General features: G+C 71.9%; 26 protein-coding genes and 1 pseudogene. 9 read left to right on the forward strand and 18 right to left on the reverse strand.

What is annotated here, in order from left to right; genetic code table 11:
• Nucleotides 1-6 precede the first annotated feature (6 nt).
• Nucleotides 7-1152 (forward strand): Mrp/NBP35 family ATP-binding protein, encoded by a 1146-nt coding sequence (locus BT341_RS43220; RefSeq protein WP_072482501.1) that lies wholly within the window; start codon nt 7-9, stop codon nt 1150-1152.
• A gap of 639 nt (nt 1153-1791) precedes the next feature.
• Here the strand turns inward: BT341_RS43220 and tatB are convergent.
• The 4 genes from tatB to sigE all read right to left on the reverse strand — a co-directional run bounded on the left by tatB (nt 1792) and on the right by sigE (nt 5935).
• Nucleotides 1792-2220, reverse strand: a complete 429-nt coding sequence (gene tatB / locus BT341_RS43225; protein ID WP_072481705.1) for a Sec-independent protein translocase protein TatB — start codon at nt 2218-2220, stop codon at nt 1792-1794.
• Between the two features lie 76 nt (nt 2221-2296).
• Complete coding sequence (locus BT341_RS43230) at nt 2297-3814, reverse strand: trypsin-like peptidase domain-containing protein (RefSeq protein ID WP_072481706.1); 1518 nt, start codon at nt 3812-3814, stop codon at nt 2297-2299.
• A gap of 862 nt (nt 3815-4676) precedes the next feature.
• A complete protein-coding gene (locus BT341_RS43235) occupies nt 4677-5321 on the reverse strand; it encodes an anti-sigma factor family protein (RefSeq protein ID WP_072481707.1) in 645 nt (214 codons plus the stop codon).
• Entirely contained in the window at nt 5318-5935 is a 618-nt protein-coding gene (gene sigE / locus BT341_RS43240; RefSeq protein WP_072481708.1) for an RNA polymerase sigma factor SigE, read from the reverse strand. The genes BT341_RS43235 and sigE overlap by 4 nt, the downstream gene beginning before the upstream one ends.
• 188 nt (nt 5936-6123) lie before the next feature.
• Here sigE and BT341_RS43245 point away from each other — a divergent pair, with 188 nt between their 5' ends.
• The gene (locus tag BT341_RS43245; protein ID WP_072481709.1) at nt 6124-6768 is read left to right on the forward strand and encodes an O-methyltransferase; all 645 of its coding nucleotides are present in this window, start codon (nt 6124-6126) and stop codon (nt 6766-6768) included.
• Between the two features lies 1 nt (nt 6769).
• Here BT341_RS43245 and BT341_RS43250 read toward each other — a convergent pair whose 3' ends face one another.
• Entirely contained in the window at nt 6770-7954 is a 1185-nt protein-coding gene (locus BT341_RS43250; protein WP_072481710.1) for an MFS transporter, read from the reverse strand.
• Nucleotides 7955-8004: 50 nt separating this feature from the next.
• On the opposite strand from BT341_RS43250, the gene BT341_RS43255 reads away from it, so the two are divergent.
• The gene (locus BT341_RS43255) at nt 8005-8991 is read left to right on the forward strand and encodes a LysR family transcriptional regulator (protein ID WP_425426460.1); all 987 of its coding nucleotides are present in this window, start codon (nt 8005-8007) and stop codon (nt 8989-8991) included.
• On the opposite strand, the gene BT341_RS43260 is transcribed toward BT341_RS43255, so the two are convergent.
• Together BT341_RS43260 and BT341_RS43265 are read right to left on the reverse strand one after the other, a co-directional pair.
• Nucleotides 8916-10370: a leucyl aminopeptidase family protein gene (locus tag BT341_RS43260; RefSeq protein ID WP_072481712.1), complete on the reverse strand. Its 1455-nt coding sequence runs from the start codon at nt 10368-10370 to the stop codon at nt 8916-8918. The genes BT341_RS43255 and BT341_RS43260 overlap by 76 nt on opposite strands.
• Nucleotides 10371-10460: 90 nt before the next feature.
• Nucleotides 10461-10628, reverse strand: coding sequence for a DUF3117 domain-containing protein (locus BT341_RS43265; RefSeq protein WP_013222969.1), 168 nt, complete (start codon nt 10626-10628; stop codon nt 10461-10463).
• 198 nt (nt 10629-10826) lie between these two features.
• Here BT341_RS43265 and BT341_RS43270 point away from each other — a divergent pair, with 198 nt between their 5' ends.
• Nucleotides 10827-11621: an enoyl-CoA hydratase-related protein gene (locus tag BT341_RS43270; protein WP_072481713.1), complete on the forward strand. Its 795-nt coding sequence runs from the start codon at nt 10827-10829 to the stop codon at nt 11619-11621.
• Between the two features lie 19 nt (nt 11622-11640).
• Here BT341_RS43270 and BT341_RS43275 read toward each other — a convergent pair whose 3' ends face one another.
• From BT341_RS43275 to BT341_RS43295, 5 genes are read right to left on the reverse strand one after another with little or no spacing between them, the layout of a single operon-like run.
• Nucleotides 11641-12204, reverse strand: coding sequence for a DNA-3-methyladenine glycosylase I (locus BT341_RS43275; RefSeq protein ID WP_072481714.1), 564 nt, complete (start codon nt 12202-12204; stop codon nt 11641-11643).
• The gene (locus BT341_RS43280) at nt 12197-12655 is read right to left on the reverse strand and encodes an SRPBCC family protein (RefSeq protein WP_072481715.1); all 459 of its coding nucleotides are present in this window, start codon (nt 12653-12655) and stop codon (nt 12197-12199) included. The genes BT341_RS43275 and BT341_RS43280 overlap by 8 nt, the downstream gene beginning before the upstream one ends.
• Nucleotides 12652-12975 carry a DivIVA domain-containing protein gene (locus BT341_RS43285; protein WP_072481716.1) on the reverse strand — a complete coding sequence of 108 codons (324 nt, stop codon included), beginning with the start codon at nt 12973-12975 and terminating at the stop codon, nt 12652-12654. Before BT341_RS43285 ends, BT341_RS43280 begins: the two co-directional genes overlap by 4 nt.
• The gene (locus BT341_RS43290) at nt 12972-13640 is read right to left on the reverse strand and encodes a permease prefix domain 1-containing protein (RefSeq protein ID WP_072481717.1); all 669 of its coding nucleotides are present in this window, start codon (nt 13638-13640) and stop codon (nt 12972-12974) included. Before BT341_RS43290 ends, BT341_RS43285 begins: the two co-directional genes overlap by 4 nt.
• Nucleotides 13637-13954, reverse strand: coding sequence for a helix-turn-helix transcriptional regulator (locus tag BT341_RS43295; RefSeq protein ID WP_072474464.1), 318 nt, complete (start codon nt 13952-13954; stop codon nt 13637-13639). Before BT341_RS43295 ends, BT341_RS43290 begins: the two co-directional genes overlap by 4 nt.
• Before the next feature lie 60 nt (nt 13955-14014).
• Here BT341_RS43295 and BT341_RS43300 point away from each other — a divergent pair, with 60 nt between their 5' ends.
• From BT341_RS43300 to cydC, 4 genes are read left to right on the forward strand one after another with little or no spacing between them, the layout of a single operon-like run.
• Complete coding sequence (locus BT341_RS43300; protein WP_072474465.1) at nt 14015-15175, forward strand: cytochrome ubiquinol oxidase subunit I; 1161 nt, start codon at nt 14015-14017, stop codon at nt 15173-15175.
• Nucleotides 15176-15177: 2 nt separating this feature from the next.
• On the forward strand, nt 15178-16146 hold the full coding sequence (locus BT341_RS43305) for a cytochrome d ubiquinol oxidase subunit II (protein WP_072474466.1): 969 nt from the start codon (nt 15178-15180) through the stop codon (nt 16144-16146).
• 9 nt (nt 16147-16155) lie between these two features.
• Entirely contained in the window at nt 16156-17715 is a 1560-nt protein-coding gene (gene cydD, locus BT341_RS43310; RefSeq protein ID WP_245804861.1) for a thiol reductant ABC exporter subunit CydD, read from the forward strand.
• Nucleotides 17712-19295, forward strand: coding sequence for a thiol reductant ABC exporter subunit CydC (gene cydC, locus BT341_RS43315; RefSeq protein WP_072474468.1), 1584 nt, complete (start codon nt 17712-17714; stop codon nt 19293-19295). Before cydD ends, cydC begins: the two co-directional genes overlap by 4 nt.
• Here the strand turns inward: cydC and BT341_RS43320 are convergent.
• Nucleotides 19240-20142, reverse strand: a complete 903-nt coding sequence (locus BT341_RS43320; RefSeq protein WP_072474469.1) for a glucosyl-3-phosphoglycerate synthase — start codon at nt 20140-20142, stop codon at nt 19240-19242. The genes cydC and BT341_RS43320 overlap by 56 nt on opposite strands.
• A gap of 52 nt (nt 20143-20194) precedes the next feature.
• On the opposite strand from BT341_RS43320, the gene BT341_RS43325 reads away from it, so the two are divergent.
• Nucleotides 20195-20869, forward strand: coding sequence for a lysophospholipid acyltransferase family protein (locus BT341_RS43325; RefSeq protein ID WP_072481718.1), 675 nt, complete (start codon nt 20195-20197; stop codon nt 20867-20869).
• Here the strand turns inward: BT341_RS43325 and BT341_RS43330 are convergent.
• The 5 genes and pseudogenes from BT341_RS43330 to BT341_RS47215 form a co-directional block, all read right to left on the reverse strand.
• Nucleotides 20866-21717 (reverse strand): class I SAM-dependent methyltransferase, encoded by an 852-nt coding sequence (locus BT341_RS43330; protein WP_072474470.1) that lies wholly within the window; start codon nt 21715-21717, stop codon nt 20866-20868. The genes BT341_RS43325 and BT341_RS43330 overlap by 4 nt on opposite strands.
• A 331-nt stretch (nt 21718-22048) precedes the next feature.
• Complete coding sequence (locus BT341_RS47205; RefSeq protein WP_245805290.1) at nt 22049-22411, reverse strand: hypothetical protein; 363 nt, start codon at nt 22409-22411, stop codon at nt 22049-22051.
• 776 nt (nt 22412-23187) lie between these two features.
• A complete protein-coding gene (locus BT341_RS43340) occupies nt 23188-25002 on the reverse strand; it encodes a hypothetical protein (RefSeq protein WP_245805291.1) in 1815 nt (604 codons plus the stop codon).
• A 67-nt stretch (nt 25003-25069) separates the two neighbouring features.
• Complete coding sequence (locus BT341_RS47210; RefSeq protein ID WP_245805407.1) at nt 25070-25336, reverse strand: hypothetical protein; 267 nt, start codon at nt 25334-25336, stop codon at nt 25070-25072.
• Between the two features lie 11 nt (nt 25337-25347).
• Nucleotides 25348-25975, reverse strand: a pseudogene (locus BT341_RS47215) (glycosyltransferase family 2 protein).
• Nucleotides 25976-26135 lie beyond the last annotated feature (160 nt).

Below are 26135 nucleotides of genomic sequence, written 5' to 3' on the forward strand. Positions count from 1 at the left end.
GACGGGGTGACCAGTACGCAGCAGCTCCCCAGCGTCGACGACGTCCGCAGCGCGCTGAAGAGCGTGCAAGATCCGGAGATCCGGAAACCCATCACGGACCTGGGCATGGTCAAGGACGTGGCGGTGGCGCCGGACGGCGTGGTCACGGTCGGGATCTACCTGACGGTGGCGGGCTGCCCGCTGAAGGCGACGCTGACGTCGGACACGCAGGCGGCGGTTTCGAAGCTGCCGGGTGTGACGGACGTGCGGGTCGAGCTGGACGTGATGAGCGACGAGCAGCGCACGGAGCTGCGGAAGTCCCTGCGCGGCGACGCGGCGGAGCCGGTGATCCCGTTCGCGCAGCCGGGCTCGATGACGCGGGTGTACTGCGTGGCGTCGGGCAAGGGCGGCGTGGGCAAGTCGTCGGTGACGGTGAACCTGGCGGCGGCGATGGCGGCGCGCGGGCTGTCGGTGGGGGTCGTGGACGCGGACATCTACGGCCACTCGATCCCCCGCATGCTGGGCGCGCGCGAGAAGCCGACGAAGGTCGACACGATGATCATGCCGCCGCAGGCGCACGGCGTGAAGGTGATCTCGATCGGCATGTTCACCCCGGGCAACACCCCGGTGGTGTGGCGCGGCCCGATGCTGCACCGGGCGCTGCAGCAGTTCCTGGCGGACGTGTTCTGGGGCGACCTGGACATCCTGCTGCTGGACCTGCCCCCGGGCACGGGCGACATCGCGATTTCGGTGGCCCAGCTGATCCCGAACGCGGAGATCCTGGTGGTGACAACGCCTCAGCAGGCAGCGGCAGAGGTGGCCGAGCGAGCGGGCGCGATCGCGCTGCAGACGCGCCAGCGGGTGGCGGGCGTCATCGAGAACATGTCGTGGCTGGAGCAGCCGGACGGATCGCGTCTGGAGCTGTTCGGATCGGGCGGCGGCCAGACGGTGGCTTCGTCGCTGTCGAAGTCGATCGGGTCCGAGGTGCCGCTGCTGGGCCAGGTCCCGATGGACCCGCGGGTGGTGTCCCAGGGTGACGCGGGCACACCGATCGTGCTGTCGGACCCGGAGGCACCGGCTTCACTGGTGCTGAAGGAGGCAGCGAAGAAGCTGTCGGTCCGGGCGCGCGGCCTGGCCGGGATGATGCTGAACGTGACGCCGGCGGGCCGCTGAGGCTGGACTGGGCCGGTGAGCCCGGTTGGCCGCTGGACGCGAGTTGACCGGTGAGCCCGGTTGGCCGCTGGGCGCGGGTTGGCCGGTGAGGCTGGCGGGCCGCTGAGGCCAGGTTGACCGGTCAGGCTGGCGGCCCTCGTCGCCGGGTTGGCCGGTGAACCCGGTTGACCGCTGGACGCGAGTTGACCGGTGAGGCTGGCGGGCCGCTGAGGCCAGGTTGACCGGTCAGACCAGCGGCCCTCGTCGCCGGGTTGGCCGATGAACCCGGTTGACCGCTGGACGCAAGTTGGCCAGTGAGGCTGACGGGCCGCCGAGGCCAGGTTGACCGGTCAGGCCAGCGGCCCTCGTCGCCGGGTTGGCCAGTGAGCCGGGCTGATCTGCCGAAGGCCACGGTGTGGAGCCGCCGACAGGATTGACCGCTGTTCACCGGCTGCCGCGCGTCATACCCCGTCAGTCCCCGGCCCGCATGTGCCGCCGCGGGCCGGTGAGCGGCCCAATCCCCCACCCGAAAACACCCCCACCCTCCCTGGGGGGCGTGCCCTTGTCCAGTCTATCGGCGCCCACCGAGGAAAAGTCCGGGAAGCGCGCAGCCCGGCCGACTTGTCCACATCACGGCCGGGCTGTGGGTAACCGGCTGAGCTACGTGGCGTCCGGGTCGATGGGCGGGCGCTCGCCCGGCTTGAGCGGTTCCGGCGCCGAGTTCGGCTGGGCGACCGTGTAGCCGTTCGAACCATTGGTCCCGTTGGTGCCGGACAGGTTCGGGGTGCCGTTCGTGATGCCCTTCAGGCCGAGCGGGTCCGGATCGCCGTCGAACAGGTGCTGCGTCACCACCCGCTTCGGGTCGAAGTTGCGCAGCCCGCGCAGGTCCTCCAGTGGCTTGCGGAGCTGCTCGAACTCCGGGCCCATCTCCTCGCGCAGCTGTTCCCGCGCGCCGGTCGCGAACTCGCGGACCTTGCGCACCGTCTTCGCTAACCAGGATGCCGCCTCCGGCAGGCGTTCCGGGCCGAGGATGAAGAGACCGGCGATGATGAGGACGAGGATTTCCCCCCATCCGACACTGTCGAACACCGTCTACCTCCGCTCGGAACCTACCCGGCCAGGGTACCCGCCCGCCCCCGCGCTCCGGCAGGCCGAACGCGGGAACTCAGTCGGAAGCCAGGGTTACGTCGACGACGAAGCTGGCGCCGTCGCGGACCAGCTGCACGGGGACGACCTCGCCGACGTCGTGCGCGCGCACCGCGACCGTCATCTCGGCCGAGTCGCGCACCAGGCGGCCGCCGATCTTCGTGATGACGTCGCCTTCCTTGATGCCCGCGTTCGCGGCCGGCCCGCCGGGGGCGACGTTCTTCACCTGGGCGCCCATCGTGGTCGAGCCGGCGACCGTCGACGACGCGTTGATGCCGATGTCGGCGTGCTGGACCTTGCCGTCCTTGATCAGCGCCTTCGCGATCTTGACCGCGTAATCGCTGGGGATGGCGAAGCCGATGCCGATGCTGCCGCCGTCCGCGCCCGACGAGCGGATCGAGGAGTTGATCCCGACCAGCGCGCCGGTGGAGTCGACGAGCGCGCCGCCCGAGTTGCCGTGGTTGATCGCGGCGTCGGTCTGGATCGCCTCGTAGGTGACGGGCGGTGCCCCATTGTCGCCGCCCGCGGTGATCGGGCGGTTCAGCGCGCTGACGATGCCGGCGGTCACGGAGTTCTGCAGCGCGAGCGGCGAGCCGATGGCCATCACGGTGTCGCCGACCTGCAGGTCCGAGGACTTGCCGACCTGCAGGACGGTCGGGTTGGTGACGTTGACCTTCACGACGGCGAGGTCGGTCTTCTGGTCGGCGCCGACGAGCTTGGCCTCGGTGCGGGTGCCGTCGATGAAGATGGCGGTGATCTTGACGCCCGGGTCGGCGCTGGCGGAGGAGATGACGTGCTCGTTGGTGAGGATGTAGCCCTGCGGGTCGATCATGACGCCGGAGCCCTGCTCGCCGGAGTCGGCGCCGGGCTTGAAGACCTCGAGCGAGACGACGGCGGGCGCGACGCGCTTGGCGATGTCGGCGACGGAGCCGGCGGGCCGTTCCTTGCCGGCCTCGGCTTCGGAGATGGTGGCGGAGCCGGTGAGCGCGCCGCCGGTGTCGGCCATCCACCAGCCGACGAGCCCACCGGCGGCGCCGATGAGCAGCGCAACGACGCCGAGAAGCACGAGAGCCTTCGGCTGCACGCGGCGGCCGAAGAGGACTTCGGGCAGGCTGAGCAGCGCGCCGGGTGGGCGTTGGGCGGGCTTTTCCTCGTCTTCGGGGGGTACGGCGGGCCCGGCGAGGACGGCGCCGGCGCCCGGGTCGCGCCAGGGATCGCTGGTGCTGTGCCACAGCGGCGGATCGGGTTCTTTCGGGTCGCCGGTGGCCTCGCGAGGCCGTTCGAGCAGGACACCCTCGGCGCCCGGCGGCCGCCGGAAGGCTTCGGCGAGCGACTCGGGCGCGGGCGGGGCGAGGCTGACGCCGTTGGACTTCTGCGGGGTGTAGAGCTTGTCGAACGCCCCGTCGACGCCCTGCGGCCTGCCGAACACGGCGGCCTGGGCGGGATCGACGGCCGGCCGCGCGAGCGGCCGCGGACCCAGCCGGTCGGCATCACGCGCGCCGGGCTGCTCGGGATTCACGTTCGGCTCGGTCATCATTCCCCGGTGCAGAAGATCAGGTGGCTGGGCGTGACGATACCCAAGCCCAGTGCTCCGAGTCTGCCGGTCCACTGGTGAAATGGCTGTTGCTTGGGTACTTGTGCACAGGCACGGGGCAATGTGGACAAACCGCCGGGTCCGGGCCGCTTCCGGCGAGTTTCGTCGGTGGCTGCCGATAAGCTGGACAAGGGCACGCCCCCCAGGGAGGGCGGGGGCTGGATCCGGGCAGGGCTGGATCCGGGCAGGGCTGGATCCGGGCAGGGCTGGATCCGGGCAGGGCTGGATCCGGGCTGGATCCGGGACACGGCTGGATCCGGGACACGGCTGGATCCGGGACACGGCTGGATCCGGGACACGGCAGCATCCGGGACACGGCAGCATCCGGGACACGGCAGCATCCGGGACACGGCAGCATCCGGGACACGGCAGCATCCGGGACACGGCAGCATCCGGGACACGGCAGCATCCGGGACACGGCTGGATCCCAGGTAGAGCCGCTCCGGACCGCGCGGGAGCCAGGTGATCCGGTCCCGGCAGACCGCTTCCCACCACACGGGCGCTAGGCAAACGGGACAGGCACCGCTCCCAGCCACCGGAGCCAGCCGGACCAGGCCCGGCAGAGTGCTCCCGGCCAAACCGGAGCCAAGCAAACGCGCCAGGCGCACCGCTCCTGATCAGCCTCGAGCCACCCGGCGGTCCCCTTCCAGGCCAGCCCGGGCAAGGCGCAAGTCACATCGAAGCGCCCGCGCAGACCTCGCGCGGGAGCCACACCGCGCGACGAGACCGGGCGACCTCAGCCTTCACCGCGCCACCCGCCGAAAGGCCGCCACGAGGCACCCTCGCGGCGGCTCACAAAAAGCCCTCAGCGGATAGCCACCGGAACGGCCGCCTCGGCCTTGGTCGTCGTCGGCAGCGTTGTCGTCGGTGCCTGCTGCTGGGGTACCGCCATCTGGGCCGGCAGCAGGTTCGCCGGCTGCGGGGCTCCTCCGCCCGTTTCCGGGGAACCGTCGCCGCTGTCCGCGCTCGTTCCCACCAGTGCCAGCGCGCTCAGCACCAGGCCCGAGACCACCACACCCGCGCCCTGGGCCGCTCGGCGCTTGAAGCGGCCGCCGCCCAGGAGGTTTTCCGACTGGCCCAGCGGGGCCGCTGATCCCAACGGGGCCACGCCGCCCAGCAGGCCCGCCACCCGCTCCGGGCGCTGGATCGCCACCAGCTGGCCGTCGGCCGTCACCGCCAGGTTGTCCGGGGCGCTCGGGAGCTCCGTGTGCTCCGGGATCGACTGCAGGCTCGCCAGGAACCCCGCCGACATCGAGGGCGCCGCCGCGCGGCGGATCGCCTCCATCGCCTGGCGCTGCGCGCGCACCTCCGCCGCGCACGCCTGGCAACGCGTGATGTGCGACGCCGCGCGCTCGCGGGCGCCGTGTGACAGCTCCCCGTCGACGAACGCCACCACGGCGTCCGGCAGCAAGTGCGACTCGGGGAGTCCCCAGCCTCGCGGTGCGGTCATACCGACACCTTCACAGACTCCGGTGCGTAGGCGCGCCGGCGCTCCAGCGAAGCGCGCAGCGCCTGACGCCCACGGTGGATCCGGCTGCGCACCGTGCCCAGCTTGACCCCGAGCGTCGCGCCGATCTCCTCGTACGAGAGCCCTTCCACGTCGCACAGCACCACCGCGGCGCGGAACTCCGGGGGCAGCTCGTCGAGCGCCGCCTGCAGGTCCGGGTCCAGGTGGGTGTCCGAGTAGACCTGCTCGGGGCTCGGGTCGTCGCCCACGATCCGGTCGGTGTCCTCCGGCAGGCCTTCCATCCGCACTCGCGAGCGGCGGCGGGCCATGTCCAGGAACAGGTTGGTGGTGATCCGGTGCAGCCAGCCCTCGAACGTGCCCGGCTTGTACGACGCCAGCGAGCGGAAGACCCGGATGAAGGTCTCCTGCGTCAGGTCCTCGGCGTCGTGCGTGTTGCCGGTCAGGCGGTAGGCGAGCCGGTACACGCGGTCGCCGTGCTCGCGCACGACCTCGTCCCAGGACGGCGGCGTCCAGGCCGCCTCGTCCAGGGTCACGGGCTGAGCCACGACGGCGTCGTCGGCAACGGCGTTCTGCATCGCGGGAGCAGGCACCTCCATCTGCGTTTCTCCTGTCTGCTCCACCCAACGCGGGTCGTCGGCACGGTGTTCCCGTGTTCGCGATCGAGTCTGTCCTGGCTCCTTATGGTTCTAGTGAGACTGGACTGAGAACTGCCTGAGAACATCTCGCCGGGTGCTTACCAGGGAGCCTGCGCGGATTTATCGACAACCAACGCTAACCTCCGTGCGTGAACACGCCCACCCCTGCGGCCGCACCGGCCGATTCCGGGTTCGTCGACGGGTACCTGCCCGACGACGAGGTGCTGGCCGCGGCCCGGGCACGGGCCGAGGACCTGGGCTGCCACCCGCTGAGCGCCGGGGCGGGCGCCACCCTGCGCTTCCTGGCCGCGACGCTGTGCGCGAAGGCCGTCGTCGAGGTCGGCACGGGCGCGGGGGTGAGCGGGCTGTGCCTGCTGCGCGGCATGGCCCCCGACGGCGTCCTGACCTCGATCGACGTCGAGCCGGAGTACCAGCGGGCGGCGCGCGCGACGTTCCGCGAGGCCGGCTACCCGCCCGGCCGGACGCGGCTGATCATCGGCCGCGCGCTGGACGTGCTGCAGCGGCTCACCCCGGGCGGCTACGACCTGGTGTTCGTCGACTCCGCGCACATCGAGTACCCCGGCTGCTACGAGCTGGGCGTGTCGCTGCTGCGGCGCGGCGGGATCATCGCGTTCCACAACGTGCTGGCCGGCGGGCGGGTGATCGACCCGTCCCACCGTGACCCGGAGACGCTGGCGCTGCGCGAGGTGGCGCGCGCGTTCCGCGAGGACGACCGGCTGGTCCCGGCCCTGCTCCCGGTCGGCGGCGGGCTGCTGGTGGCCGCCGCCATCTGAGTCAGCCGGCGACGAGCTCCCGGCGCCGCACCCGCGTCGTCGTCGCGGCGCCGACCGCCGCCGCCGCGAGCAGCAGCCAGACCGCGACCACCGCGATCAGCCACGGCCAGCCCGCGTGCCCGTAGACCCACGCGCCCGCCGCGCCGCCGACGCTGCTGCCCAGGTAGTACGTCGCCGTGTACGTGCCGCCGACCTGGCCGCGCGCGTCCTCCGGCGCGTCCGCGGCCGCCCAGCCGTTCGCGACCGCGTGGGCCGCGAAGAACGCGCAGGTCAGTACCAGGAAACCGGCGATCACCGCGGGCAGCGAGTCCGGCAGCGTCAGCGCCGCGCCGACCGCCGTCAGCAGCAGGGCGCCGATCAGCGCACGGCGGCGGCCGACCCGCGCGACCAGCCGTCCGGCCGCGGCCGACGACACCGAGCCCGTCGCGTAGGCGAGGAACACCAGCGACGCGACCGCCGGGGAAAGGTCCAGCGGGTCGCCGGTCAGGCGGAAGCCGGCGGCGTTGTAGAGCGCGACGAACGAGCCCATCGCGAGCAGCGCGACGGCGTACTGGGCCAGCAGCACCGGCTTGCTCACCGCGGTGACGAGCCCACGGGCCACGGCGCGCAGCCGGGCGTCACCGCGCGGCCGCGGGCTCGGCGGCAGCGTCACGACGGTGATCGCCGAGCACACCGCGCCCACGCCCGCGACGACGAACAGCGCGCCGCGCCAGCCGAGCGGCCCCGCGGTGAACCCGCTGGCCAGCCGGCCGAGCATGCCACCGATCGTGTTGCCCGCGATCATCGCGCCGACGGCGGCCGCGACCCCCGCGCGCCCGAGCCGTTCGGCCAGGTAGGCGGCCGCGACGCCCGGGAAGCCGGCGATCGCGGCCCCCTGCAGCGCACGCAGGACGAGCAGCGCCGGGTACGTCGGCATCAGCGGCAGGAGCAGGCCGAAAACGACCGACGCGATCACCGACGTGAGGATCACCGGGCGGCGTCCGACGACTTCGGACAGGGCGGCGATCGGCAGGACGGCGACGGCGAGCGCGCCGGTCGCGACGCTGACGGCGAGCGCGGCCCCGCCGGGGTCGAGGTGGTACTGCGCGGCGAGCTGCGGCAGCACCGGCTGCGGCGCGTAGAGCAGGGCGAAGGAGGAGATCCCGGCCGCGGCGACGGCGGTCTTGACTCGGCGCGTGGAGGTCACGTCCTGAAAGTAAGTAGGGCTAACCAATACGTCCAATGCGTTGACTTGACATGATTCATGCCGTGACGTATGACTCGCTGTCGGCGCAGGTCGCGCCACACCTGCCGCTGCTGGCGGCGCTGCGGAAGACGAGGAACATCACACGCGCGGCCGAGCTGCTGGGCGTCCCGCAGCCGACGGTGAGCCGGCGGCTGGCGGCGCTGGCGGACGCGCTGGGCGCGCCACTGACGGTGCCGGACGGCCGCGGCATCCGCCTGACCCGGGCGGCGGAGCTGCTGGCGGAGGCGGCCGAACGCGGTCTGGCGGCGCTCGAGACGGGCGTCCGGCTGGCGCGGGAGGAGGTGGCGCCCGAGTCGGGGCACGTGGTGCTGGGATTCCTGCACCTGCTCGGGCGGTCACTGGTGCCGTCGCTGCTGGCGGGGTACCGGGCGCGGTACCCACGGGTGCGGTTCACGCTGGTCCAGGGGTCGCGGCAGGAGATGGTCGACCGGCTGACGGACGGCGAGCTGGACCTGGCCTTGCTGGCCCCGCTGCCGTCGGTGCCGTCGCTGGTCTCGGCGGGCCTGGTGGACGAGGAGATCCTGCTGTCGGTCCCGGCCGGCCACCACTTGGCGGGACGGCGCTCGGTACGGGTGGCGGAGCTGGCGTCGGAGGAGTTCGTGCTGCTGGAGCAGGGCTACGGAGTCCGGACGCTGACGGACGAACTCTGCGCGGCGGCGGGTTTCACGCCGAAAATCGCGTTCGAGGGACAGGAATCGGACACGGTACGGGGCTTGGTGGCGGCGGGGCTCGGGGTGGCGTTGCTGCCGCGGTTCGGCCCCGGCAGCCCGGCGGGAGTGGCGGAGGTGCCGCTCTCGCCGCGGCCGTACCGGACGATCGGGCTGGTCTGGCGGGCGGACGAGCCGATGACCCCGGCGGTGACGGGCTTCCGCGACCACGTCCTGGCCACGACCGGCCGAAGTCAGGCCAGGGAGGCCGCCAGCTCCACCAAGGTGCGGGCCGCGAAGCCCGTCGCCCCGGGGACCACCTCGTCGTAGATCTTCTCCGACCGCGCCGGGCCGGCGATGTCCAGGTGGGCCCACGGCAGGCCCGACGTGAACTCCCGCAGGAACAACGCCGCCGTGATGCCGCCCGGGCCGCCCGGGGTCTGGCGGACGTCGCCGAACTCGCCGCGGACGTTCTCCGCGTAGTCCTCCACCAGCGGCATCCGCCACCACTTCTCGCCCACCCGGGCGCCCGCCTCGATCACCGACGCCGCCAGCGACGAGTCCGAGGCGAACAGGCCGCCCGTGCGCAGCCCCAGCGAGACCTTCATCGCGCCCGTCAGCGTTGCCGCGTCGACCACGTAGTCCGGGGAAAACCGGCGGATTCCGTACGCCAGTGCGTCCGCCAGGACCATCCGGCCCTCGGCGTCGGTGTTGCCGACCTCGGTCGTCTTGCCGCCGTAGTGGCGGACGATGTCGCCCGGCCGGTACGACGATCCCGAGACGTGGTTCTCCGCGCACGGCACCAGCGCCGTCACCCGCACCGGCAGGCCCAGCGACGCGATCGCGCGGATCGCCGCGATCACCGCCGCGCCGCCCGCCATGTCCGTGCGCATCAGGTGCATGCCGTCGGCCGGCTTGATCGACAGGCCGCCCGTGTCGAACGTGATGCCCTTGCCCACCAGCAGCAGATGCCGGGAAGCGCCCTGGGGCCGGTACGCCAGCTCGACCAGCCGCGGCGGCCGCGCCGAGCCGCCGCCGACCGCCAGCACGCCGCCGAAACCCTGTGCCGCCAGCCACTTCTCGTCCCGGACCGTCACCTCGACGCGCGGACCGGCCACCCGGGCGGCGGTGTCCGCCAGCCACGCCGGCGTCTTCACGTTGGACGGCATGTTCGCCAGGTCGCGGGTCAGCGCGGTCGCGGCGGCCAGCGCGGAAGCACGCGAGACGACGTCGCCGAACGCCGTGTCGCCGGTCACCAGCCGGACCGTCCGCACGGACGGCGAAGGATCCTCGCCGGTCACCTTGAACCGGTACCCGCCCAGGAGCAGTCCCAGCGCCAGCTCCGTCACGTGCTCGGCGGCCGCCTCCTCGGGCAGCACCAGCTGCACCGCGCGGAACGCCTTCCCGCCGTGGTCGACGTCATCGGCCAGCGCCGCGTTCACCGCCCGGACCAGCGCCGCGCCCGCCTTGCGGTACTGCTTCGGCTCGCCGTCGCCGAGACCCGCGACCCAGCGGGCGCCGTCGTCCGGGACCGTCTGCACGTCGCCCGCCTTGCCGGTGATCCGGACACCGCCGATCTCCAGCGGCTCGGACTCGACGTCGTCGGCCGGCGCGGTCACCAGCCGGGCCGTCGGGGCGCCGCGGCGGAGGTCGCCCGCGACCTCGATGTCGAGCAGGCTCGTCGGAACGGGGGGTAGCGGATTACGCACAGTGAGCAACCTTCGGGCGCAGAGGAACCGCGACCCCGGCCTCCGAAGGGAGACCGGGGTGCGACGGAAGGACGGATCGAGGGGGTTCGGCTAGCCGGTGACCTCCGCCAGTGCGGCGCCGAGGTCCTTCGCTTCTTCCGCGGAGAGCTCGACGACGAGTCGCCCACCACCCTCGAGCGGTACGCGCATCACGAGGCCCCGCCCCTCCTTAGTCACTTCGAGGGGACCATCTCCGGTCCGGGGCTTCATGGCCGCCATAGCGTGCTCCCTCCGTCTCAACCGGCGCGCCCGGGTCGCGCTCGCGTGAAAGCCAGCCGGGTCTGGTGTCCATTGTCCCTCATCAGCGGCCGGGCGCATCAGCGGAGGGGATCTTTTGCCGCCGTATCGGTGCTGGTATGCGGCTCGCGCGAAGTGAAAGACTGGCGGGCGACCGATGGATCCGCGCAAGGAGAAGACGTGACCACATCCGACGTCCTGCTGGCCGCCGACGCCGACGGGGTGCGCACCCTCACCCTCAACCGGCCGCAGGCGTACAACTCGCTGACCGTGGAGCTGAAGGAAGCACTGCTCGCGGCGCTGCGCGAGGCGGCGGACGACAAGGGAGTCCGCGCGGTCGTGCTCACCGGCTCCGGCAAGGCGTTCTGCGCCGGCCAGGACCTCAAGGAGCACGTGGGCCTGCTCCAGGCGGGTGACCCGGCCCCGCTACAGACCGTGAAAGAGCACTACAACCCGATCGTCAGGGCGATCGTCGGGATGCCGAAGCCGGTCATCGCGGCGATCAACGGCACCGCCGCCGGGGCCGGGGCCGCCTTCGCCTACGCGAGCGACCTGCGGATCGCCGCCGAGTCGTCGTCGTTCCTCATGGCGTTCGCCAACGTCGGGCTCGGCCCGGACTCGGGCGCGTCGTGGACGCTGCAGCGGCTGGTCGGCTACGGCCGGGCCGCCGAGCTGATGCTGCTGGCTCGGACCGTCGACGCGGCCGAGGCGCTGCGGCTGGGCCTGGTCGGCGAGGTCGTGCCGGACGAGGAGCTGCCGTCCCGCGCCCAGCAGGTCGCGGCGAAGCTCGCGAACGGGCCGACCGTGGCCTACGCCAAGATCAAGAGCGTGCTGAACCTCGCCGCGCAGTCGACGTTCGACGAGGCGCTCGAAGCCGAGGACGCCGCCCAAACCGCGCTCGGCGCGACCGCCGACCACACCGAGGCCGTCGAGGCCTTCGTCGGCAAGCGCAAGCCGGCCTTCCAGGGCAAGTGAGCGAAGGCTGCTTCCGGGCTCAGCTCGCCCGGAAGCAGCCTTCGACGTGGTCGTCGACCATGCCGGTGGCCTGCATCAGCGCGTAGCACGTCGTCGGGCCGAGGAAGACGAAGCCGCGCTTCTTCAGTTCCTTCGCCATCGCCTTGGACTCATCGGTGATGGCCGGGACGTCGGCCATCGTCTTCGGACGCCGATGAGACGAGGGCGCGAACGACCACAGCAGGTCGTCCAGCGGCACGTCCAGCGCGGCGATCGCCTGCGCGTTCCTGATCGCGGCCAGGATCTTCGCCCGGTTCCGCACGATCGAGGCGTCCTGCATCAGCCGCTCGACGTCGGCGTCGCCGAACTTCGCCACCTTCTCCGGCTTGAACCGCTTGAACGCCTTCCGGAAGCCCTCGCGCTTGCGCAGGATCGTGATCCACGACAGGCCGGACTGGAACGACTCGAGGCACAGCCGCTCGTACAGCTCGTCCTGGCCGTGGAGCGGCACGCCCCACTCCTTGTCGTGGTAGTCCACGTAGTCCGGGGTCGAATTGCCCCAGCTGCACCGCGCGACGCCGTCGGCGCCGAGAAGCTCACTCATCCCCACCCACCGAATAGTTCTCCGCGAACCGCGCGAACCGCCGCAGCGACTGGCGCACCCCCAGCGCGAACGCCGGCCGCACCAGCGGCCAGCCCAGCCTGCCCAGCGGACCGAACGGTAGCCGCAGGTGCTCGGCCCAGACGAACGTCGAGCGCGTCGCGCCCTTCGGCACCACCTGGAACACGCCCGTCCCCTGCACGAAGCTGCCGAGGTGGCGGACCGCGCACCGCACCGGCGGCTCCCAGCTGGTGATCTCCATGGTGTCGGTGAAGCCGATCCCCGCGACGCCCGTGAACGCCGACAGCCGCGACCCGACGCTGCGGCCGTTGCCCGCGGTCACCTCGACCTCGGTGCCGAGCATCCACTCGCCCTGGCGGGTCCAGTCGGTCAGCGCGAGCCAGGTCGTCCCGGCGGGCGCGCCGACGTCGACCGAGAGGATCAGGTCCGTCACTGTGCGCCTTCGGACGAGCTTTCCCGCTCGCGTTCGCGCTGCTCCAGCTCGGCGACCCGGGCGCGCAGCCCGTCGAGCTCGGCGCCGAGCCGCCGCATCACCCAGTCCACTTCGGACATCTTGTAGCCGCGCAGCACCAGCTGGAAGCGGACGTCGGCCAGGTCGTCGCCGGTGATGTCCTCGGCGGGCAGCCGCGTCGGCGAGCTGCCGGGAGGCAGCGGGGCCAGTTCCTCACCCCGGCCGAACACCACGGCGGCCAGCAGGAACACCACGGCGGCCACCAGCAGCATGACTACGAGGTAGATCAGCGCGGTCGTCACGCGACGATCGTGGCATACCCACCCCAGGATCGTCTCGCGAGCACGACGAGCCGGACCGAAAGCAGCACCCACGCGACCATCAGGAGCACGCACGGCACGCTCAGGAACAGCCGCGAGACGTCCACGAACCCGGTCGCGCCGATCAGCATCCCGACGGAAGCGAGGTTGACGCCGACCGCGAGCGCGATGAGGATGCCGCAGAACCGGGCCAGGCCGGTACCGTCCAGCCGGCGGCTCAGCCAGCGGATGCCGAACAGCGCGACCAGGCCGATGACCGGCACCACGAACACGGCGCCGTGCGCGGCGTGCGCGACGACCTTGTACCACTCCGGGGTCGGCGTCGAGAGCTTCGTCCACTCGCCGAAGGTGAGGATCCGGGCGTAGTCCCACGCAACCTGCATCAACGGGACGCCGATGACGAGCTTCCACAGCGTGCGGACGCCGCTGAGCATGCCCAGCTCGGCCTGGTAGCCGCGGGCGACGACGGCCGCCGGGCCGAAGTCGGCGACCGCGCGACGCTCGGCGTCCTCGTCGCTCCAGCCGCCCGCGCGGTAGGCGTCGGCGGCGTCGTGCAGGCCGTCGCGGGCCTCTTCCAGCAGGTCGGCCTTGAACTTCCCGCAGCCGTGCAGCCTGCGGTCGAGATCCCCCAGGTACTCCTCGATCATGCGTTCAGCACTCCCCCGATGACGGTGGTGAACTCCCGCCACTCCGCGCGCTCGGCGGCCAGCGCCTGCTGCCCGGAGCGGGTGAGGCGGTAGGTGCGGCGCTTGCGGCCGGACACGACGTCCCATTCGCTGGCCAGCCAGCCGGCCCGCTCGAGCCGGCGCAGCGCCGGGTAGACGGTGCCGGTCGGCAGGTCGAGCGCGCCGTCGCTGCGCAGCTGCAGCGCTTCGATGATCGCGTAGCCGTGCAGCTTGCGGCCGTCGAGCACGGCCAGCAGCAACGCGTCGAGGTGCCCCCGCAAGGTGTCCGCCTTCATGGGTACGCAGTCTACACGTCGACTGGCTACATGTAGGCAGTCTATGTGTAGCCTGTCTACATGAATGCTCTTCCGGTCGCGAGGCTCCAGTTCGCGACGACGACATCGCTGCACTTCCTGTTCGTGCTGCTCACGCTGGGGCTGGTCACGCTGGTGGCCGTGATGCAGACGCGCTGGACGCTCGGCGGCAAGCCCGAGCTCCTGCGGATGACGCGGTTCTGGGGCCGCCTGTACGTGATCAACTACGCGCTGGGGATCGTCACCGGCATCGTGATGGAGTTCCAGTTCGGGCTGACCTGGACCGGGCTGTCCGCCTTCGCGGGTGACGTCTTCGGCGCCCCGCTGGCCATCGAGACGCTCGTCGCGTTCTTCCTCGAGTCGACGTTCCTGGGCCTGTGGATCTTCGGCTTCGGGCGCATGCCGCGGTGGCTCCACCTGACGCTGATCTGGCTGGTCACGCTCACCGCGTACGCGTCGGCGCTGTTCATCATGCTGGCCAACTCGTTCCTGCAGAACCCGGTCGGCAGCCGGGTCGAGAACGGCACCCTGCGGCTCGACGGCTTCGGCGCGCTGTTCGGCAACCCGGCGCTGGCCGCGTCGCTGCCGCACGTCATCGGCGCCGCGGTCCTGACCGGCGGGTTCTTCGTCACCGGCGTCAGCGCCTGGCACTTCCTCAAGCGCACGGCCGAGGTCGAGTTCTTCCGGCGGTCGATGCGGATCGGCGTGGTCGCGTCGCTGATCGGGGCGATCCTGGTGGTGAACCAGGGTTTCGCGCAGTTCGGCGAGCTCGCGAAGTACCAGCCGGACAAGCTGAAGTCCGGTGGGGTCGGCCTGCCGCTGGGCATGATGATCATGCTCGGGTTCGTCATGCTCCTCTGCGCCTTGCTGGGCGCGCTGCTGCTGGTGCGGAACTGGCTCACGAAGGCGCGGTTCCTGCACTACCTGATGGTCGCGGCGATCCCGCTGCCGTTCGCCGCGGCGATCCTGGGCTGGCTGGTGCGCGAAATCGGCCGTCAGCCGTGGCTGGTCTGGGGGAAGCTGCGCACCGCGGACGCGATCGCGGACGTCCCCGCCGGCCAGATCCTGTTCTCCTTCATCGCTTTCACACTGCTGTTCGCCGCGCTCGCGGTCGCCGACTGGGTGCTCATGGCGCGGGTCGCCAAGCGCGGCCCGGACCGCGACGACGAGCCCGCCGAACTGCCCGTCCTGAGCGGAGTCTGACCGTGGTGACCTTCTGGTGGTGCGTGCTCGGCCTGCTGACCTGCGGGTACTTCGCGCTGGCCGGCTACGACTACGGCGTCGGGATGCTGCTGCCGTCGTTCGAGGCCGGCGAGCGGAAGCGGCGGCAGACGCTCGGCGCGCTCGGGCCCTTCTTCCTGGCCAACGAGGTGTGGCTGGTGGCCGCCGTCGGCCTGCTGTTCGGCGCGTTCCCGCACCTGGAGGGCCAGGTGTTCGCCGGGGCGTACGTCCTGGTCGTGACGTTGCTGCTCGGCCTGGTCACGTTCACCGCGTCGATGCAGCTGCGCAGCCGACGCCCGGACGCGCCGCGCGGCGCCTGGACCGCGGGCATCGTCGGCGGCGCGCTCGTGACGGCGTTGTCGTGGGGCCTGTTCCTCGGCAACCTGGTGTACGGGCTGCCGCCGGTGGCCGACGTCCTCGCGCTCTTCAATCCCTACGCGGTGCTGTGGGGGCTCGGGTTCGTCGCGTTGTTCTGCTTGCAGGGCGCGGCTTTCCTCGCGGTGCGGGCGCCCGCGGAGCTGACCGGCCGGGCGGTGCGGCTGGCGCGGTCCTTCACCGCGCCGGTGCTCGCGTTCCTGGTCATCGCGACGGCGTGGGGCTTCTTCGCGCTGAACGGCGTCACGCCTTTCGGTGCGGCTGTGGTCGCGCTGGCCTTCTCGGCGCTGGGTGCCGTGTGGTGGGGCCTTCGCGCGCGGCGGTACCGGGTGGCGCTCGTCGGCGCGATGGTGCTTTCGGCGTGCCCGGCGCTGCTCGTCGGCCTGCTGCGATTCCCGACGGTGTTCGTCTCTTCGGCGCACACGCTCGACGTGACGGAGGCGGCGACGGCGCCCGGGACGCTCGGGGTGCTGGGCTGGTTCGCCGCGCCGTCGGTGGTGGTGCTGGTGGCCGTGCAGTGGCTGACCTGGCGCGCCCACCGGCATCCCGTCGATCAGCGCTCGCTGCTGCACTTCTAGGGGGACGCCGTGCCTGCTCTGCCCGGACTCCGGCGGTACCTGGCCGTGGTGGCCGCGCTCGGGGTGCTCACCGCGTGCGCGGTGCTGCTCCAGGCCGAAGGGCTGGCCACGCTGCTCACCGGCGGCGGGGTTTCGCTCTTCCTGGTGGTGGCCGTCATCGGCCGGGCCACGCTCACCTGGGGCCACTCCGTCCTCAGTGGACGCTACGCGGCCACGGTGCGCGCCGGCCTCCGGCGGCGGCTGCTCGATTCGCGCGCCGATCGCGCGGGTGTCGTCGCCACGCAGGTGACGCGCGGGGTCGACGCCACGGACAGCTACCTGACCGGATACCTGCCGTCGCTGGTGGTGTCGGTGGTGGTGCCGGCCGCGGTGGTCGTGCGGCTGTTCACGACGGACCTGGTGTCGGCGCTGGTGGTGACGGCGACGCTGCCGCTGATCCCGGTGTTCGCGATCCTCGTCGGCAAGCACACGGCGGCGCGGACCGCGCGGCAGTGGGCGCTGCTCGTCCGGCTGGGCGGGCACTTCCTCGACGTCGTGCGGGGGCTCGGGACGCTCCGGGTGTTCGGCCGGGCGTCGGCGCAGGCCGCGACGGTCCGCGCGATGGCTTCGGCCCACGCCGACGCGACGCTCAAGACGTTGCGGGTGGCGTTCCTGTCGTCGCTGGTGCTGGAGCTGGTCGCGACGCTCTCGGTCGCCCTGGTGGCGGTGCCGATCGGGTTCCGGCTGCTGTCCGGCGGTCTCGACGCGCGGACGGGTCTCCTGGTGCTGGTGCTGGCCCCGGAGGCGTACTTGCCGTTGCGGGCGGCGGGGGCGAAGTTCCACGCGGCGGCCGAGGGGTTGACGGCGTTGCGGGAGGCGCTCGCGGTGCCGGTGGTGTCCACACTTGCGGGTGCTTTCACCCGCCGCCGAGGCGCGCCTTCCCTGACTCTGGAACGGGTTTCGGTGGTCTACGACAGCGTCCCGGCACTGTCCGATGTGGACCTACATGTGCCGGCCGGTTCGCACGTGGCGCTGGTGGGGCCGAGCGGCTCGGGGAAGAGCACGCTGCTGGCGGTGCTGCTCGGGTTCGTGCCGCCGTCGTCGGGGCGGGTGCTGGTCGACGGGGCGGACCTGCGGACGCTGTCGCCGGCGGACTGGCTGGCCGAGGTGGCCTGGGTCCCGCAGCGGCCGACGTTGTTCGGCGGGTCGCTGGAAGCCAACATCGCGCTGGGCGCCGAGGTCGACGTCCCGGCGGCGGCCCGGGCAGCGGCACTGGATCCGGTGGCGGCGGGGTTGCCGGCGGGTCTGTCCACCCAGGTGGGTGAACTGGGCGAGGTGCTGTCGGCGGGTCAGCGCCAGCGGGTCGGCCTGGCACGCGCGCTGGCCCGGACGTCGGCGGGCCTGGTCCTGCTGGACGAGCCGACGGCCCGCCTGGACACCCGGACGGAGGCGGCGGTGCTGTCGGCGACCCGGCGGCTGCTGCCGGACCGCACGGCGGTACTGGTGGCCCACCGCCCGGCGCTGGTGTCCCTGGCGGACCGCGTGGTGGAACTGCGCGACGGCCGGGTGCGCGTGGAGGTGCCGGCGTGAACGTCTGGGCCCTCTCGAGAAACGACGTACTCCGGCTGCTGCGCGCCGCTCTGCTCGGCGCCGGTGCCGAACTCGCCGCCCTCGCCCTCATGGCCACCGCCGCCTGGCTGCTTCTCCGCGCCGCCGAACGGCCTCCGCTCGGGGCGCTCACCGTCGCCATCGTCGCCGTCCGGACCTTGGCCCTGCTTCGCGGCGGCCTCCGGTACGCCGAACGGCTTGCCGGGCACGAAGTCGTCCTGCGGTGGCTGGGGTCCCTGCGCGGACGGGTCTACCAGGCTCTCGTTCCCGGCTTCCGCTACTCCGGCGGGGACCTCGTCACCCGGCTCGTGTCCGATGTGGACGCTCTGCAGGACGCCGTCCTGCGGTGGCTCCTGCCCGCCGGAGTGGCGGCGATCGTCGGGAGTACCGCCGTCGTCGTCACCGCCACCGCCTCCGCGGCCGCCGCCCTGGTGCTGGCGGCCGGGTTGCTCGTCGCCGGAGTGCTGCTGCCGTGGACAGTCATCCGGATCACCGGCAGGGCGACCACGGACGACGCGCCGAAGAAGGCCGAACTCGCCGAGCGGGCCGTCGAACTCGTCACCGGGCACCGGGAGCTCGTCGCCGCCGGCGCGCTCGACGACCACCGCTCCCGGGCGACCGGCGTCGTCGACGACCTCGCTCGCGGTGAACGCACCGCCGCCGGCCGGACGGCCCTGCTCACCGCCGCCGGGACGCTCGTCCAGCTCGGCACCGCCGTCGCCGTCGCGCTGCTGTGCCACGCCTCCGTGCCGTGGACCGCCGCCCTCACCCTCGCGGCCATGACCGCCTTCGAGGTCGTCCTGCCGCTCATCGGCGCCGCCCGGCGCGTTCCCGAGATCCGCGCGTCCGCCGGGCGCGTGAAGGCCGTTCTCACCACGCCACAACCGGTTCCCGGCACGCGCACCGTCCGGACAGGACACTTCCGGCTCACGAAATCCGGCGTGCGGCACCCCGGCCGCGCACCGGCACTCCGTGACATCGACCTCGACCTGCCGCCCGGCAAGCGCGTCGGCGTCCTCGGCCCCAGCGGCGCGGGCAAGACCACCCTGCTCCGGCTGCTCCTCGGCACCGAAACCGCGACCGACGGCCAGGTGACCCTCGACGGCCATCCGCTGGGCGAATACGCCGACCTGTCGCAGATCATCTCCGGCGCCGAGGCCGACGCCCACGTCTTCCACGCGACCGTCCGCCAAAACCTCCTGATCGCCAAACCCGGCGCCACCGACGCGGAGCTGGCAGCGGCCTGCGCCACCGCCGGCTTCGACCTGGACCTGGACCGCGAGACCGGTCCGGACGGCGACGCCCTCTCCGGCGGTCAACGGCAGCGGCTCGTCCTGGCCCGCGCCGTCTTGGCGGCCCCGCCGGTCCTGGTGCTCGACGAGCCCGTCGAAGGCCTCGACCCGGCCCACGGCGACGCGGTCCTCGCGCGGGTCCTCGCCGCGGCGAAGGGCACGGTCGTCCTCGTCACCCACCGTCCCGAGCACCTGGCCGGCTTCGACGAGGTCCTCACCCTCGAGGACGGGCGAGCACTTCCCGCATCGGCGGCCGGTTCGCCACCGTGACCTCGGTGATGTCCGGCAGCCATTCCTCGTCGACCTGCACGAACTGCGTGAACGGCGCGTCCGCCGCCGGGACGCCGCAGCGGTCCAGCGCCGTGCCCAGGATCTGCCGCGACATCGTGCCGAGCTGCAGCAGCGAGCGGTTCCGGTGCTTGCGGACGCCGAGGTTGACCTGCGCGAGCCCGTCGAGGCCGTAGCGCGCTTCGGCGTCGAGCAGCAGCCCGATCTCGACGCCGTACCCGGCGGCGAACGGCACCGATTCGAGGAACTCGCGCGTGCCCGCGTACTCGCCACCGAGCGGCTGGACCAGCCCGCCGAGCGCCGGGCGCAACGCCGAGAGCACCGGCCGCGCCAGCAGCTCGGTCACCCGGCCGCCGCCGCTGCTCTCCAGCCGCAGCGGGCGGCGGTAGAAGCCCTTGACCAGGTGGACGCCGCGTTCGCAGACCAGCGGGCCGAGCAGCGACGGCACGAACGAAGGGTCCGGGTCGACGAGGTCGGAGTCGAGGAAGACGACGAGGTCGCCGCTGGTCGCGGCGAGGGAGCGCCACAGGACCTCGCCCTTGCCGGGCACCGGCGGCAGCTCCGGCAGGACGTCCTCGCGGCGGACCACGCGCGCGCCCGCGGCCTCGGCGACCTGCGCGGTGGCGTCCGTCGAACCGGAGTCCATGACGATCAGTTCGTCGACGACGCCGCCGACCAGCGGCCGCACCGACGCGACGACGTCGCCCACGGTCCGCTCTTCGTCCAGCGCCGGTAGCACGACCGAAACCGTCCGGTCACCCTTCGCGGTCACGATGTCCTCGGGCGTCCAACCGGGCTCCTGCCACGTACGCCGCTCGAACCAACTCACGGGTAACGATCGTGCCATGCTGGTGTCACCGCACCCTGAGGAGGAGGACCACTTGATCGCGCAGCTTGTCCGGTTCGTGCTGGGACCGCTGGCCAGGGCGGTGTACCGGCCGGAGGTGCACGGCGTGGAGAACGTGCCCACGACGGGCCCGGTGCTCCTGGCGGCCAACCACCGCGCCGCGCTCGACACCGGCGTGATCACGTTCGCCACCCCGCGCCAGGTCAAGTTCCTCGGCAAGGCGGAGTACTTCGCCGGCAAGGGCCTGAAGGGCCGGGCACTGGCCGGATTCCTGGGCGGCCTGGGCTACGTCCCGGTGGAGCGCGGCAACGCCCAGGCGGGCCTGGCAGCACTGGAGGCGGCCCGCAAGGTGCTGGACGCGGGCGGCGTGTTCGCGATCTACCCGGAGGGAACCCGCTCCCTGGACGGCAGGCTCCACCGAGGCCACACGGGCGTCGCAGCACTGGCACTGGCAACGGGCGCGAAGGTGGTCCCGGTGGCGCTGACGGGCACGGAGAACCTCCAGCCAAAGGGCGCGAAGATCCCCCGCCGCGCGAAGATCGCCATCACGTTCGGCAAGCCGCTGGACTTCTCGCGGTACGAAGGCCAGGACTACTCACCGGCGATCCGCCGCTCGGTCACCGACGAGGTCATGTACGCGATCCTCGAGATCTCGGGGCAGGAGTACGTCGACACCTACCACAAGCGGCCCAGCGAAGGCGCCGCCTAGCCGAGCACCTTCACGGCGACCTGCTCGTGGTCGACCGTGTAGGCCTCGTACTCGAACCGCAGCCGGGCCGCCTCGACGTGCTCCAGCCACGCCCGGTGCTCGTGCTCCTGCCAGCCCGAATAGTTGAAGTACTCGTCGAACACCACGATCGAACCCGGCCGCAACCGCGGGCCGACGAGTTCCAGGACGGTCTTCGTCGACGAATAGAGATCGCAGTCGACGTGGAGGAAGTCGACCGGTCCGGGATGCGCCTCGAGGAATCCGGGCAGCACGTCGTCGAACCAGCCGACGACCAGCTCGGCGCCCGGCACGTCGGGGAGGCTCTCCATGTCGAACGTCCCGGCGGGATAGCCCGAGCGCCAGGTCTCCGGCAGTCCCTCGAACGAGTCGAAGCCGTACACCGACTCGCCGCCGCGGGCGTTCGCGATGATCTTCAGCGTGGTTCCCGAGTACACGCCGAACTCGAGCGCCAGCCCACCCTGGGGCGCGAGCGTCAGCGCGTGTTCGAGCGTGCTGTGCGGAGTCGGGAACGGGCGCGCGGTTTTCATGTGGTCGCGGACGAACTCGGCGCTGCGCTGCGCCGCCTCGGCCTCCCCGGCGAACATCAGGTCGCGTCGCGCGCGGTGCTCGAAGTGGCTGAGGTGCTCGACCACCCGATCGGCCTGGCCGCGGGTCTCACCGGGCAGCTGCTGCCGCAGTTCGGCGACCTCGCGGCTCAGCGCGTCCAGCTTGGCGGACTGCTCGGCGAAGTGCCGGCCGACGGCTTCCTCGACGGCCCGCGAGACCTTGTCCCGCAGAGAATGGCGAAGCCGGTCGGCCCGCAGGTACCGGCGGAGGGCATCGCGCATGGGATTGTTCCTTCCGTAGCTCAAACCCGCATCGACGCGGGAAGCAGGGCCCGCATGGCCCGGCGGCACGGCTCTTCGACGAACCGGTACACCAAGTGGGCGCCCAGCACCCGCAGCCCGATCGCCACCAGCACGGTCAGCCGGTACGGCCAGCTCTGCCACCCGGCCGCTCGTCGGGAAGGGCCAGCTTGGTCGAGATCGTCTGCGCATCAGGTCGAGGAACAGCCAGTGTCCCATGTACAGCGCGAAGGAGATCTTCCCGCCCCACACCAGCACCCGGCCGGACAGCAGCCTGGTCGCGGGGTCCGCCCGCTGACCGCGAGCGAGCCGATCAGCAGCAGGAACAGCGGCACCACCACGATGGTTTCCGTGGAGCCCCAATTGAGGTGGCCGTTGATCCGCCAGTCCTGCCGAAGCGCAGCCGTCGCGCCGGGTCCCACAGCTGCACGACGTAGAGGGCCGCACGATCGCCACCAGGATCGCCGTCGGCTTCAAGAACCAGGGCAGCTGCACGGCCGAACCGTGCCGCTTGACCAGCAACGCCACCACCGCGCCGGCGGAAGAACTCGGTGAGCACCCGCAACGGGACGATGCCCGCCACGATCTTGTCGTCGTTCCACAGCAGGTCGGCGCCGTCCTGGAAGCCCAGGCCGACCACCACGATCGGGACCGCGAGGACCGCCGCCACGAGCACGAGCGCCCGGCTGCGAGGTGGGCGAGCATCCTGGCCAGCAGCACCACCAGCACGGCGAAGACGAGGTAGGCCAGCCATTCGGCACTCAGCGACCAGTCGACCGGGTTCCAGTCGTGGTGCGTGGTGTCCCAGGCGTGCACCAGGAACACGTGGGCCAGGAAGCGCGCCGGGTTCAGCGCGGCCTGCAGCCGCCCGTCGTTGTTCGTCTCGAGCGAGAAGGCGAGGTAGGCACCCCACACGAGCAACATGAAGAACAGCACCGGCCAGATCCGGGACAGCCGCAGCCACAGGAACCCGGCGATCTTCTCGTCCCCAGCCTTCGGTCATCCGGTCGAGGTGGGTGTAGGTCAGGATGAAGGCCGCTGAGCACGAAGAACAGGTCCACGCCGAGGTAGCCCACGTTGAACACCGGGACCAGCGGTACAGGAACCGAACGCCTTCAGCAGCTCCGGCCGGAAGTGGAAGGTGAGCACCCACAACGCGGCCACCGCCCGGATGCCGGTGAGCTGGCCGATGTGCCCGCCGGCGATGTCCGCGGGCCGGTCGCAACGGTTTTGGCCACACGGGACCCGCTCGCGTCGGACGTCGCCGGGATCGCCGTGAGCACGGCACCGTCGCCGCTTGTGTCCACTGTGGACCTTCCGTCGTGTTCGGACGCCGTCATGGCCGGTCGACCACGGAGAACACACGCGGCCGGGGTGCGCTCATCGACAGGGTTCCCGCCGCCAGCGGCCGTCCGGACAGGGCGACCGACTCCTCCTGCGGTGCCGCGACCATCAGCGGTGCGTCCTGGTGCGTCCAAGGCAGCCGGAACGCCTCGCCGTCGAGACTGATGTCCAGGACGCCGGGCTTGAACAGGAACGCCCACACCCGCTCGAGCGGGGACTGCTCCGGGTACACCCGGGCGACGACCACGCCGTGGTCCGCCTTGGGCACCGGGACGGCCTGCCCTGCCGCCACCTGGACGCTGGACAGCTCCCGTTCGGCACCGCAGCGGTTGGGGCCGCGCTCGAGCAGCAGCCAGTGGTCCGTGGAATCGACCAGGTGGTACCGGCAAGTCTCGGCGAGCTCGGTGCGCGGCGGGTCCACAGCGCGAACCGGCCGTCGAGCGTCGTCCTGGTGTTCTCCCGGATGATGAACCGGGGACCGTTGACGTCGTCGGCGATCCACGCCTCGTTCATCTTGTCCAGCAGCTCGGTGTACGCGCCGTAGTTCAGCAGTGTCGGCAGGATCGCCGGGGTCAGCCCGTAGGTCCAGGCGATGGCCTGGTCGAACGGCTCGGTCCGGAGGGATTCCCGGCCGATCCGGGTCAGGAACCGCTGCGGCACGTCGGTGCGCTTGCGCAGCTCCGCCCCGCCCTCCTCCTGGATGTCGTCGCGATGCGAGCCGGACGCGACGATCGTGGCGCCCTCGGCGAACGTGCGCAGCGACCGGCCGGGGTCGATAGTCCACAGCCCGCCGCCGAAGCTGACCGCCTGCGCCACCAGGGAGACGGCCGCGACCACCGCCAGCACCGCGCTGCGCCGCAACACCGCCAGCAGCACGGCGAGCGCGAACACCACGGCGAAGTACTGCGCGGAATGCGAGTCGTGCCGCACGAACCCCTGCTTGAACAACAGCCACACGCCGGCCAGCAGACCCAGCCACAGCGGCCAGCGCCAGCCGTCGACCTTGACCCTGGCCACACAAACGGCCAGCACGATCGTCGCCGCGGCGGCGACCACGTACTCCCACGCGTTCGCCGTCGGCTCCAGACCCATCGACTGCGCGTGCCCGCTGCCGACCGAAATCGCGCGGACGACGTACTGCACCACCTGCGCCGGCGGCTGGCCCACGGCGACCCAGAAGACGAACAGGCCGGCAACGCCGGACACCGCGTACTCGGCGAACTCCCGCAGCCGCCTGCCGGGCCGGACCAGCACCGCGCCCAGCACGATCGGGCCGCACATCAGCCCGACCGAGAACTTGGTCAGCAGCATGGCGGCGACCGTCAGGCCCATCACGACCGGGAAGGCGCGCTCCGCCCACTTCGGCAGCAGGCCGAGCGCGTGGCAGATCGCCAGCACCGCGACGAACCCGGGCGTGGCGGTGATGACGCTGGTCAGCGGGACGATGCTGAAGCTCACCGCGATCGCCGCGCAGGCCACCCACGCCCACCGCGTGCCGATCCGGCTCTGGAACGCCTGGAAGCAGGCCGCGAGGCAGCCGGTCACGAACACGAACCAGAACAGGAAGCCGATGGCGACCTCGGCCCGGACCGTGGTCGACGGGATCGCCAGGAAGTACAGCGGCCCGTAGGTCGTCGCGATCCGGTCACCGAAGCTGAGACCGAGGTGCCGCGCCATCGCGATGGCGAGCCCGTAGTCGTAGTCACCCTTCGGCTCGATGGGTGAAAACGCCGGCATCTCCCAGGTCAGGATCGTGAGCAGGCCGCTGATCAACAGGGTGGCCCGGGAGGGGGCGCCGACCAGGAGACGCCATGCGCGGAAGCGCTCGCCGAGCCTCCGTGATCTGGTGCTGCCGGCTTCCCCGGCGGCCGGATCGCTTTCCGGGACGGCCGCCGGCGCCCGGTCCTCGACCAGGTCCTTCATCGCAGTTCTCCTGAACGACGGGAACGCACCGCGACGGCAGTCGCCGCCGCGGGCCTTCGGCTGGGCTTCAGAGCACCGAGCGCGGGAACCGCGGCTTCGGGTTGAACTTCACGCCGCGCAGGAGGCTCTTGACGATGCGCAGCCGCAGCGACCGGGAAACGTGCCCCTGCGCCATGCCCTTGAGCACGCGGTAGGCGAACCCGGCGGCCGCGAGCGGGCTTTCGTGGTGCAGCCGGTAGGAAAGCTCGTTGCGGGCGCCGTACTCGTACTTCCACACGTTCTTGTGGTTGATCTGGCCGAAGTTGACGCCCCGGTTCTCCGGGAGGTCGTGCACGACGACGCTGCTCAGCACCTGGAGCCCGGCGCGGCTTTGGAGACACGCAGCGTGTACTCCATGTCGTCGAACCAGATGAAGTAGTCGGTCAGCGGCAGCCCGAACCGGGTCAGCGTCCAGCGCGGGACGAGCACGGACACGAACGAGCAGTGGTTGACGAGCACCGCCTGCTGCCCGAGCGAGAGCAGCCGTCCCCAGTCCCAGGTCGTGCCGGGGTTGTTCATCTCGCAGATGCTGCCGTCGGTCCACTTCACCACCGAGCACGCGAAGGGCATCTGGTGGCCGAGGGTCTGTTCGGCCTTCTCGAGGCCGTTGACCAGCTCCTCGAGCGCGTCGGGATGCGGGTAGCAGTCGTCGTCCATGATCCAGAGGAAGTCGGCGCCCAGCTCGTACGCCTTGGCCATGCCCGCCGAAAAGCCGCCGGCGCCGCCGGTGTTCTCGGCCAGGCGCAGCACGGTCACCCTGGTCGGTCTGGTACGACGCGCGCAGCGCGTCGGTGCCGTCGGTCGACGCGTTGTCGACGACGACGACCCACTCGGGGGCGTGGCTCTGGGCGAGGATGTGGTCGAGCACCTTGCCGAGCTTGTCCTTGCGGTTGTAGGTGACGACGACCGCGGCGACCTTGTTCACTTCATCCACCCCTGGTAGAGCTCTCGGGCCCAGGCCTTGGCCCGTGGCAGTTTCGCGAAGGCCTCGTTTTCGCGGCCTGTTCCTGGAACCAGTGCTTGCGCTGCTCCGGCGAGGACATCATGGTCCGGACCTTGTCGGCCGCCTGCCGGACGAAGGCGTACGGGTGCCG

This window comes from Amycolatopsis australiensis, assembly GCF_900119165.1.
In the GTDB taxonomy this organism is placed as follows: Bacteria; Actinomycetota; Actinomycetes; order Mycobacteriales; family Pseudonocardiaceae; genus Amycolatopsis; species Amycolatopsis australiensis.

Bases quoted from the DNA above. Each gene is read 5' to 3' on its own strand.
- BT341_RS43300 (WP_072474465.1), top strand. From the start codon at position 14,015: ATGAATGCTCTTCCGGTCGCGAGGCTCCAGTTCGCGACGACGACATCG.
- sigE (WP_072481708.1), bottom strand. From the start codon at position 5,935: ATGGAGGTGCCTGCTCCCGCGATGCAGAACGCCGTTGCCGACGACGCC.
- BT341_RS43340 (WP_245805291.1), bottom strand. From the start codon at position 25,002: ATGAAGGACCTGGTCGAGGACCGGGCGCCGGCGGCCGTCCCGGAAAGC.
- BT341_RS43235 (WP_072481707.1), bottom strand. From the start codon at position 5,321: ATGACCGCACCGCGAGGCTGGGGACTCCCCGAGTCGCACTTGCTGCCG.
- BT341_RS43295 (WP_072474464.1), bottom strand. From the start codon at position 13,954: ATGAAGGCGGACACCTTGCGGGGGCACCTCGACGCGTTGCTGCTGGCC.
- BT341_RS43290 (WP_072481717.1), bottom strand. From the start codon at position 13,640: ATGATCGAGGAGTACCTGGGGGATCTCGACCGCAGGCTGCACGGCTGC.
- BT341_RS43230 (WP_072481706.1), bottom strand. From the start codon at position 3,814: ATGATGACCGAGCCGAACGTGAATCCCGAGCAGCCCGGCGCGCGTGAT.
- BT341_RS43255 (WP_425426460.1), top strand. From the start codon at position 8,005: ATGATTCATGCCGTGACGTATGACTCGCTGTCGGCGCAGGTCGCGCCA.
- BT341_RS43275 (WP_072481714.1), bottom strand. From the start codon at position 12,204: ATGAGTGAGCTTCTCGGCGCCGACGGCGTCGCGCGGTGCAGCTGGGGC.
- BT341_RS43330 (WP_072474470.1), bottom strand. From the start codon at position 21,717: ATGCGCGATGCCCTCCGCCGGTACCTGCGGGCCGACCGGCTTCGCCAT.
- BT341_RS43265 (WP_013222969.1), bottom strand. From the start codon at position 10,628: ATGGCGGCCATGAAGCCCCGGACCGGAGATGGTCCCCTCGAAGTGACT.